The sequence below is a fragment of the Pseudomonas sp. HMWF006 genome (assembly GCF_003061205.1).
In the GTDB taxonomy this organism is placed as follows: domain Bacteria; phylum Pseudomonadota; class Gammaproteobacteria; order Pseudomonadales; family Pseudomonadaceae; genus Aquipseudomonas; species Aquipseudomonas monsensis.
The window spans coordinates 1-9,015 of record NZ_QAIU01000360.1; the positions used below are offsets into that span (position 1 = coordinate 1).

The window sequence follows — 9,015 nt, forward strand, 5'->3', positions numbered from 1 at the left end:
TTCAAGGACTTCAAACTCAAGGGTGGCGTGCTCAGCGGCGATGCGGAAATCGAAGCGGTCACCGCCCTCGCCGAACGCTTCCCGGATGCACGCATCACCCTCGATCCGAATGGCGCCTGGTCCTTGAAAGAAGCGATCCGCCTGTGCCGCGATCAACACCACGTGCTGGCTTACGCCGAAGACCCGTGCGGTGCGGAAAACGGTTATTCGGGGCGCGAAGTCATGGCTGAATTCCGCCGCGCCACCGGGCTGAAAACCGCGACCAACATGATTGCCACCGACTGGCGCGAAATGGGCCACGCCATCCAGCTGCAGTCAGTGGACATTCCCTTGGCCGACCCGCACTTCTGGACCATGCAAGGTTCGGTGCGCGTGGCGCAGATGTGCCATGAGTGGGGCCTGACCTGGGGCTCGCACTCCAACAATCACTTCGATATCTCTCTGGCGATGTTCACCCACGTCGCCGCTGCCGCGCCCGGCGAGATCACGGCCATCGACACCCACTGGATCTGGCAGGACGGTCAGCGCCTGACCAAGGCACCGCTGCAAATCGTCGACGGCTGTGTCCAGGTGCCGAACAAGCCGGGGCTCGGCGTGGAGCTGGATATGGATCAGGTGGCCAAGGCCCACGAACTGTATAAGGGCATGGGCCTTGGCGCGCGGGATGACAGCGTGGCGATGCAGTTTCTGATTCCGGGCTGGCGATTCGATAACAAGCGGCCGTGTCTGGTGCGCTGACGCTTTTGAGTCGCCCAGCCGCCCTGCAGGAGTGAGCCTGCTCGCGATGGCAGCGTGTCAGTTGATATCAATGTTGACTGACACACCGCCATCGCGAGCAGGCTCACTCCTGCAGGGGTTTTGCATTAACCAGAGATTTGCAGCAGCCAGTTTTTAAAGGCGAGCATTGCTGCCGTTTCCGGCCGCGACTGCAACCGCGTCAACCAGTAACTCCCGGTGGTGATCTCGATTGCAAACGGCTGACAGATCGTCTCGGCCGCCAGTTGCCGGGCAAACATCAGCGGCGGCGCCAGCGCCACCCCGCTGCCCTGCAATGCCACCTCCATCATCGCCAGCGACGAGTCAAAGACAATGCTCTGCGGTGGCGCCGCGTGGGTCGCCAGGCCTGCCGCGTGAAACCATTGCGGCCATTCATCGGTGCGATAGGAGCGCAGCAACGTGTGCTGCAACAGATCGCCCGGCGTGCGCAGTTGCCGGGCGATCTCCGGCACGCACAATACCGACAGCGGCGCATCAAGCAACCGCGTCGCTTCAATGCCGTGCCACGCCCCCGCGCCAAAGCGAATCGCGTAATCCAGCCCTTCAGCAGCGACGTCCACGCGATTATTGTGGGTCGACAGCCGTAAATCTATGAGCGGATGTTTCGCCCGGAAGTCCGCCAACCTCGGCAACAGCCAGCCCACCGCGAACGTACCAACGGCGCCGACCGTCAGCATTTCGCGGTACTGCCCACCGGCAAGACGTTCGAGAATCTGCGCAATGCGATCGAATGAACTGTTCAGCACCGGCAACAGGGTTTCGCCTTCGCTGGTCAACATCAGCCCGCGGGGCAGGCGTTTGAACAGGGTAACGTTGAGCTGCGCTTCGAGGCTTTTCACCTGATGACTGACTGCCGCCTGGGTCACGCACAACTCGACGGCCGCACGGGTGAAGCTCAAATGGCGTGCGGACGCTTCAAAGGCGCGCAGCGCGTTGAGCGGCAATTGTGGTCGAATCATGCTCAGTCCCAAATTTTTCTAATGGCTGCTGCGAGTTTTCGTCGTTTGTCGATTGGCGCCGCGCTGACTAAATTGGCGGCGCTGATCAGTCGCCCGACGGGGAAATCGCCCGCAGTGTAGCGGGATACCATCATCAACACTCATGGAGAGTGGTTCATTCATGTCATTCATCAACTCTGGCAAACTCTTTTCCTACAGTACTTTCGGACTGTTTTTTGGCGCGACGACCTGCATGGCCGCACCGCCTTCCGATGCGCAACTGCAAGCGCTGGTCAACGCGGCGGTGACACCGGTGATGCAGCAACAGAACATCCCTGGCCTAACCGTGGCGCTGACGGTCAACGGCCAAGCGCATTACTTTAACTACGGCGTCGCCACCAAAGATACCGGACAGAAAGTCAGCGAAAACACCCTGTTCGAAATCGGCTCGGTGAGCAAAACCTTCACCGCCACCCTCGCCGGTTACGCCCAGGCCAACGGCAAACTCGACCTGGCGACCAAGGCCAGCACGCTCTGGCCCGCGCTCCAAGGCAGTGCCTTCGACAACATCAGTGTGTTGCAACTGGGCACCTACAGCGCCGGCGGCTTGCCTCTGCAATTCCCGAGCGAAGCGGATTCCGCTGAGCAGATGCTCGGCTATTTCCAGCAATGGAAACCGGTCTATCCTGCCGGCAGCCATCGCCAGTACTCCAACCCGAGCCTGGGCCTGTTCGGCTATCTGGCGGCGAAAACCCTCGGCCAGCCTTTTGATCAGGCGATGACGCAAACCCTGCTGCCGAAACTGGGCCTGCAACACACCTACCTCAGCGTTCCCGCCAGCCAAATGGACCTGTATGCGCAGGGCTATGACAAGCACGACAAACCGGTTCGCGTCACGTCCGGTGCGCTGGACTCGCAAGCCTATGGCGTTAAAACCAGTGCGGTGGACATGCTGCGTTACGTTCAGGCCAACCTGAAACCTGAAACGCTTGAAGCATCCCTGCAAAAAACCATCGCCAACACCCACACCGGTTATTACACCGTCGGCGATATGACCCAGGGCCTGGGTTGGGAAATGTATCGCTACCCGATCAGCCTCGATCGCTTGCTCGCGGGCAATTCGACGGAAATGGCCATGGAAGCGCACAAGGTGCAGTGGCTGAATCCACCGCGACCGCAACCGGCTGACGTGCTGATCAACAAGACCGGCTCGACCGGTGGATTCGGGACTTACGTGGCGTTTGTGCCAGCCAAGGATGTTGGCATCGTGATCATGGCCAACAAGAACTTTCCGATTCCTGACCGGGTGAAGATCGCCCACAAAATCCTCAGCGCGGTCACTGACTGACCGCGAGCCACGGGCTTTGTGCCAGGCAATAAAAAATGGGCGACCTGCACCGGTCGCCCATTTTCCAGTTCCCGCAAAGGCGCCTTGTCAGTCAAAGCTGATGTCGACTGTACGGACCTCTTCGCGGGCAAGCCCGCTCCCACAGGGTGCTACTCATCAATCATCCGGCATTTCAGGTGGCTTGGCCGGTTTCGCCGGTTTGGTCGGCTTGGCGTTTTTGGCGCCTTTCGTCGTGGCCGGTTCGGTAGTCGCGGGGGGCGTCGCCACAGACGGTGGGGTGATGTCCTTCTCGGTGGCTGGCAGTGCATCGACCGTGTCGAAGATTTTCTTCAGGTCCACCGATTTTGCTTCATCGCCCGAGGCCGAGAGCTTGGTCTCGCCGTCCTTGCCCAACAGAAACACTTTCGGATACGCCCCGGCGCCCAGCTTCAGCGAGCGCAACAAGGCCATGGTGTCCTGCTGGCCGAGGTCCTTGCCGTCGAGTTGACCGGCCATATTGAGGATGGTGTAGACCTTGATATTGCGGTCGGCGATGCCCTTCTTGTTCGCGGGATCTTCCAGCGACTTTTTCAGGCCTACCCATACCGGATCGACGGTGCTGGAGGCAATCACGATCAATGGTCGGAATCTGCCCATATCCCCGGCGATGGGCGAATCGTTATCTGCGGCGAACAAGGGGCCGGCAATCGCCAGCAAGAGTGTCAGGGTCAGTGACCTGATGAGCATGCGCATCTCCTTTTGATATCCACGCTCTAATGATTGCGCATCGTGGCGATTGTTCCGGGCACGCCCGGCAAATATGTTTCGCCTTGTCAGAAGCTTAGGACAGCCACGACATTGCGCAACCAGCTGCGCGCAATCGTGACGTGGATTTGATTACCTTTGATGACCGCATTAGGGTGGCTGTTCACCGACGAAAAGGAGTTCTGCGTATGTACATCGACTACCTGTGCGATCACCCGCATCTGATTGAAGAACTGGCCGAACTCAATTTCAAGGAATGGGGCGAGTTCCGCCCCGGCGATACCCTTGAGGCCCGCACCGAACGGATGCGCGCAGCCTGCGGCAAGGGCGCGATTCCCAGCGTGGTGGTGGCCATCGAGGATGGCAGATTGCTCGGTGGTGCGCTGCTGATCGACAGCGACATGAAGATCCGCCCGCAACTGACGCCGTGGCTGGCAGGGGTTTATGTGAAGGCTGAAGATCGGGGACGCGGGGTCGCATCGCAATTGGTCAACAGGATCGTCGATGAAGCGGCGGCGCTCGGCGTTTCGCAGTTGTATCTGTACACCGACGCGGCGCAATCGCTGTATGCGCAGCTGGGTTGGGAGGTGATAGAGGAACTGGTGTACGACGACCTGCCAGTGACGGTCATGAAGTACGTGATCAAACACTAACCTTGTGGTGAGGGAGCAAGGTTAGTGCAGCATCAGGCGAGGATTGAATCGAGCGCCGAGAGTAATTGCGAAGGGGCGACGGGTTGTCCGCCGAGCTTGAGTTCACCACTGTCGAGTTCAACGCTCAGCATCACCGACGCCCGATCGCCCGGGTACTTGCGCAGCACCAGCACGATGCTATCGGCAGCCTCATCGGCGGTACCGAGCAAATCCCACAGGCTCTCACTCAGATCCAGCAGCACTCGCTGACGCTGCACATCGACTACGCGCGGCGCATACAGCCAATGGCTCATGCGCATCTCACGCGGCTCAACGGTGATGGCGAGACGACCTTCGCAATGGACGGTGGTTTCAGGCATGGCCGGTTCAGAACGCCAGCTTGTAGCCGATCAACAACAGCATGGTCGCCAGACACGGGCGCAGCACTTCATCGGAAATGCGCCCGGTCAGGTGGCTGCCGAGCCAGATGCCCGGCAGCGAGCCCATCAGCAGGAAGCCCAGCACGCCCCAATCCATGTTGCCCATGCTCGCGTGGCCAAGGCCGGCGACCAGGGTCAGCGGTACGGCGTGGGCGATTTCGGTGCCGACCAGACGTCGGGTCGGCAGCAGCGGATAGAGAATGAACAACGCGACCGTGCCGAGGGCGCCAGCGCCGATCGAGGTCAGGGCGACCATGGTGCCGAGGATCAGACCGGTGATCACCGTCATCACGTTCAAGCGCACACCGTTCGGGTTGTAGTTGCCGCCCGCGCGTTTGTGGGCAAATTCCAGCAAGCGTTTCTTGAACAGAATCGCCAACGCCGTGGCGAACAGCACGTAGCCCAGGGCTTGCTTGATGATCGCGTTCATCGCCTCAGGGGCGGTGTGCAGGGTGCTGAGAAACCACAAGGTCATGGCCACCGCCGGCACGCTGCCAAGGGTCAGCCAGCCGGTGATGGCCCAGTCGATGTTTTTGTTCTTGCGGTGAACGAGGACGCCGCTGGATTTGGTAATGGCCGCGTACAACAGGTCAGTGCCCACCGCCGTTGCCGGGTTGATGCCGAACCACAGCAGGATCGGCGTCATCAACGAACCACCGCCGACACCGGTCATGCCGACAATAAAACCCACCACCAGCCCGGCAATCACCAGGCCGAAATTTGCCAATTCCATTAAGACGTCCAGAAAAACGACAGGAAAAATCTGGCCCGCAGCATAGCGATTTTTCTTATAACCACATATATCAATGCGGTCTATGGTTATGCCATATCGACCTCGACGCAGGAACCTGTGGCAGCGGGCTTGCTCGCGAAGAGGTCGTATCAGTCAGCTGTTCCGTTGCCTGACACACCGCAATCGCTGGCAAGCCAGCTCCCGCAGGGAATGGGTGATGCACAAGACTCAGTGCACCCTCCGGCCCGGTTTGAAGCTGTGGGTTTTGTTGATCCACACTGTGGCCAGGGCAATCAGCGACAAAATCAGCAGTGCAAACGGAAAAGAGATCACCCATGCCCGATCCAGCAACAAGCCGCCAAACAAGCCGCCGCCGGCAATCGCCACGTTCCAGGAGGTGGTGAGCATCGCCTGCACCACATCCACATGTTCGCCCGCCGAATCCGCTGCCGCCGTCAGCAACAGCGTCGCCGAGCCGCCGAACGACAGGCCCCACACGGCCATACAGGCGTAAATGATCAGCGGCGACGGCGCAGCCAGTGCCAGCACCAGTGCCGTCAACGCAAACACCGCAAGGCTGATCAACGTCAGCCAGCGCAGCCAGCGATCCACCAGCAGGCCAATGATCCAGATCCCCAGCAGCGAGCACAGGCCGAACACCAGCAGCACCAGATCGACGCGCTCGGCCAGACCGGCCTGCTGCAGAAACGGCGCAATGTAGGTGTAGAGAATGTTGTGCCCGAGCATCCATGTCAGCACCACGAACAGCACCGGGCGCACACCGGGGAGCCGCAACGAGTGCATCAGCGGCAGACGTTCGGCACGGGCCTGACCCGGACGGTCCGGCACCGCGATGACAATCCACGCCGCCAGGACCAGCGCCAGCGCTGACATGATCCCGAACGAAGCGCGCCAGCCGATCAGATTACCCAGCCAGGTTCCCGCCGGCGTGCCCAGTGACAACGCCACCGGGGTACCGAGCATGGCGATCGCCAGTGCCCGGCCCTGTTGATGCACCGGCACGATGCCGCGGGCGTAACCGGCCATGATCCCCCACGACAGCCCCGCCGCCATGCCAGCGAGAAAGCGTGAAGCCAGGGTCAAACCGTAATGGCTGGAGAACGTGGTGATGGTGTTGAACAGCAAAAAGCCGCCAACAGTTAGCAACAATACTCGCCGTCGAGGCCAGCGGCGCGTGGCAACGGTCAGCGGAATCGCCGCGACAATCGAACCCAGCGCGTACAAGGTCACCAGTTGCCCGGCGAGCACTTCGCTGACGTCGAGCCCGGCGCCGATTTGCGGCAGCAGCCCGGCCGGCAGGGTTTCAGTGAGGATGGCGATGAAACCGGTCATGGCGAACGCCAACAAGGCAGCATAGGGCAGTCTGTCCGCCATGGCAGCGCGGTCGACGCGGCTGAAATCGGCACTTGCGGGGTCGGTCATGACGGTAAGGCTCCATTTTGGTCAATAGCGGCGCCAGATTGTATACAAAAACCGCGTTCGCTATTGAGTCAATGTGCAGCACAACACCTTGTGGGAGCTGGCTTGCCAGCGATGAGGCCAGGACAGGCAACATTGTTTTACCTGACCCACCGCCATCGCTGGCAAGCCAGCTCGCACAAGTGTTGTGCTGCATTGATTGCCATCACCGCGCCGAACTCACTGCACCGGCAGGAAATTCAGGAACAGCAAACTCTGCGCGTAATTAAGTCCGATCCGCCGATACCGCTCATCGAGCATCTGCGTGAGCAAATCCAGGCGCGCAACGATCTTGCTGAATTCGGTGGCGAAACTCAGATTGGTGCCCTCCTCCGAGATCTCATTGGAAAACAGCAGCGGCTGACCTTCCTTGTTCTGCCGCTGAGACAAAATCCACGTAGCTTTTTCGATATTGCGCGCAGCATTGTGAACGAACGTCGGATTGATCGCGTCGGTCATGTAGAACTCAGTGCGATTGCCATGTGCGGTGACCAGCATGCTGCCGATCGCATAGATGAACGCGCCGACCCGGTCTCCGAGAAACTCCGGGCTCATCGCATAGCTCAGCGCCGCCAGATCCTTGCGATTGCCGAGCACCGGCAACGGTTGCTGCTGCTCGATGGCCAGCCGCACCTGTTTGACGGCGGTGTTGATGTCGAGAAACCCGGACTTGCGCAGCTCTTCCGGGTTGCGCAGGTACAACTTGCCCATCAGGCGATAAAGGCTGTTGAGGTTGTCGCGCATTGCCAGGGTCGCCATGCGGTCGACACTGGTCTGCAGAAATTCCTGCGGCTGACCTTCACGCATCTGATGGAAGAAACCGTTGCCGTCCTGATGACTGCAACCGCTGAACATCAGCGACGACAGGCAGACCAGCAGCAGGCATGGGCGACGAAAAAACGCAGTGATCGGATAAAAAACTCTCGGCATGAATACTCGAACAGACACATTCCTGAGCGGCGGGCGTCGCCGCATCCTGGCCATGGATAGAGCCGCTGATTGCGCAAAAGTGCAGTGATGCGCGTCACCAGCCGACCTTCGGCACTGTCCCTCCCGGCAATTAGTCTGTCTTTATTATTGAAATAACCGACCAATCAACTATAAATCTTCTGTTTAACCTAAATTAGAATGACTAATGGCGATGACACCTGCACAGGGTCATCCGCCATTTGAAAACAACAACAAAAAAGGAAGGTCTACCATGCTTCAATCACGTCACCTGTTATCCGGCCTCGGACTGTCCCTGATGATCGCTACCCTTTCCGCTAACGCAGCCGGCCTCAGCGCTGAACACAAGGCTTTCGGTAAAACCAATGACGGCACGCCCGTCGAGCAATACATCTTGCGCAACAGCCACGGTATGCAAGCCACCGTCATCACCTACGGCGCGACCCTGCAATCGCTCAAAGTCGCCGACAAGCACGGCAAGTTCGACGATGTGGTGCTTGGTTTCGACGATGTGCAGGGCTATCAGAAAGGCACCGCGTACTTCGGCGCGACCATCGGGCGCTTCGGCAATCGCCTGGCTGACGGCACGTTCGAACTCGACGGCAAACGCTATCAAGTGCCGCAAAACGACAAGACCAACGCGCTGCACGGTGGCCCGCTGGGCTTCGACAAGAAGGTCTGGCAGGCGCAGGAAACCCGGGACAAGGATTCAGTGGGCGTGACCCTGACTTATCTGTCGGCGGACGGTGAAATGGGTTTCCCCGGCAACCTCACCACCGAGGTGACCTATCGCCTCACCGACAACAACGAACTGCGCATCGACTACAAGGCCAGCACCGACAAGCCGACCGTGCTCAACCTGACCAACCACAGCTACTTCAATCTCGCCGGCGCCGGCAATGGCGACATTCTCAAACAGGTCGCGACCTTGCACGCCAGTCATTACACCCCGGTCACCGCCAAGCTGATCCCGACC

Annotated in this window: 10 protein-coding genes; 4 read left to right on the forward strand and 6 right to left on the reverse strand. The window is 59.7% G+C overall.

Features of this window, described 5'->3' with window-relative positions:
• Nucleotides 1-738: enolase C-terminal domain-like protein (locus DBR24_RS14765; protein ID WP_305888998.1), on the forward strand; the 738-nt coding region annotated here is incomplete at its 5' end.
• A 125-nt stretch (nucleotides 739-863) separates the two neighbouring features.
• Here the strand turns inward: DBR24_RS14765 and DBR24_RS14775 are convergent.
• Complete coding sequence (locus tag DBR24_RS14775; protein ID WP_123462290.1) at nucleotides 864-1,736, reverse strand: LysR family transcriptional regulator; 873 nt, start codon at nucleotides 1,734-1,736, stop codon at nucleotides 864-866.
• Between the two features lie 232 nt (nucleotides 1,737-1,968).
• Between DBR24_RS14775 and ampC the strand changes: the two genes are divergently transcribed.
• Nucleotides 1,969-3,063 carry a class C beta-lactamase gene (ampC, locus tag DBR24_RS14780; protein ID WP_371921290.1) on the forward strand — a complete coding sequence of 365 codons (1,095 nt, stop codon included), beginning with the start codon at nucleotides 1,969-1,971 and terminating at the stop codon, nucleotides 3,061-3,063.
• A gap of 156 nt (nucleotides 3,064-3,219) precedes the next feature.
• On the opposite strand, the gene DBR24_RS14785 is transcribed toward ampC, so the two are convergent.
• Nucleotides 3,220-3,789, reverse strand: a complete 570-nt coding sequence (locus DBR24_RS14785) for a DUF4174 domain-containing protein (protein WP_128615134.1) — start codon at nucleotides 3,787-3,789, stop codon at nucleotides 3,220-3,222.
• A gap of 206 nt (nucleotides 3,790-3,995) precedes the next feature.
• On the opposite strand from DBR24_RS14785, the gene DBR24_RS14790 reads away from it, so the two are divergent.
• Nucleotides 3,996-4,460, forward strand: coding sequence for a GNAT family N-acetyltransferase (locus DBR24_RS14790; RefSeq protein ID WP_128615135.1), 465 nt, complete (start codon nucleotides 3,996-3,998; stop codon nucleotides 4,458-4,460).
• Nucleotides 4,461-4,492: 32 nt separating this feature from the next.
• On the opposite strand, the gene DBR24_RS14795 is transcribed toward DBR24_RS14790, so the two are convergent.
• The 4 genes from DBR24_RS14795 to DBR24_RS14810 form a co-directional block, all read right to left on the reverse strand.
• Entirely contained in the window at nucleotides 4,493-4,819 is a 327-nt protein-coding gene (locus tag DBR24_RS14795; RefSeq protein ID WP_123462286.1) for a hypothetical protein, read from the reverse strand.
• Between the two features lie 7 nt (nucleotides 4,820-4,826).
• Nucleotides 4,827-5,612 carry a sulfite exporter TauE/SafE family protein gene (locus DBR24_RS14800; RefSeq protein ID WP_123462284.1) on the reverse strand — a complete coding sequence of 262 codons (786 nt, stop codon included), beginning with the start codon at nucleotides 5,610-5,612 and terminating at the stop codon, nucleotides 4,827-4,829.
• A gap of 228 nt (nucleotides 5,613-5,840) precedes the next feature.
• Entirely contained in the window at nucleotides 5,841-7,055 is a 1,215-nt protein-coding gene (locus DBR24_RS14805) for an MFS transporter (RefSeq protein WP_128615136.1), read from the reverse strand.
• 216 nt (nucleotides 7,056-7,271) lie between these two features.
• Nucleotides 7,272-8,021: a hypothetical protein gene (locus tag DBR24_RS14810; RefSeq protein ID WP_128615137.1), complete on the reverse strand. Its 750-nt coding sequence runs from the start codon at nucleotides 8,019-8,021 to the stop codon at nucleotides 7,272-7,274.
• 271 nt (nucleotides 8,022-8,292) lie between these two features.
• Between DBR24_RS14810 and DBR24_RS14815 the strand changes: the two genes are divergently transcribed.
• A partial coding sequence (locus DBR24_RS14815; protein WP_256591489.1) for an aldose epimerase family protein occupies nucleotides 8,293-9,015 on the forward strand: 723 nt, incomplete at its 3' end.

What these genes read in the sequence shown, in the direction of transcription:
- DBR24_RS14810 (WP_128615137.1), bottom strand. Translation starts at nt 8,021, where the DNA reads ATGCCGAGAGTTTTTTATCCGATCACTGCGTTTTTTCGTCGCCCATGC.
- DBR24_RS14785 (WP_128615134.1), bottom strand. Translation starts at nt 3,789, where the DNA reads ATGCTCATCAGGTCACTGACCCTGACACTCTTGCTGGCGATTGCCGGC.
- DBR24_RS14800 (WP_123462284.1), bottom strand. Translation starts at nt 5,612, where the DNA reads ATGGAATTGGCAAATTTCGGCCTGGTGATTGCCGGGCTGGTGGTGGGT.
- DBR24_RS14795 (WP_123462286.1), bottom strand. Translation starts at nt 4,819, where the DNA reads ATGCCTGAAACCACCGTCCATTGCGAAGGTCGTCTCGCCATCACCGTT.
- DBR24_RS14775 (WP_123462290.1), bottom strand. Translation starts at nt 1,736, where the DNA reads ATGATTCGACCACAATTGCCGCTCAACGCGCTGCGCGCCTTTGAAGCG.
- DBR24_RS14805 (WP_128615136.1), bottom strand. Translation starts at nt 7,055, where the DNA reads ATGACCGACCCCGCAAGTGCCGATTTCAGCCGCGTCGACCGCGCTGCC.
- DBR24_RS14790 (WP_128615135.1), top strand. Translation starts at nt 3,996, where the DNA reads ATGTACATCGACTACCTGTGCGATCACCCGCATCTGATTGAAGAACTG.
- ampC (WP_371921290.1), top strand. Translation starts at nt 1,969, where the DNA reads ATGGCCGCACCGCCTTCCGATGCGCAACTGCAAGCGCTGGTCAACGCG.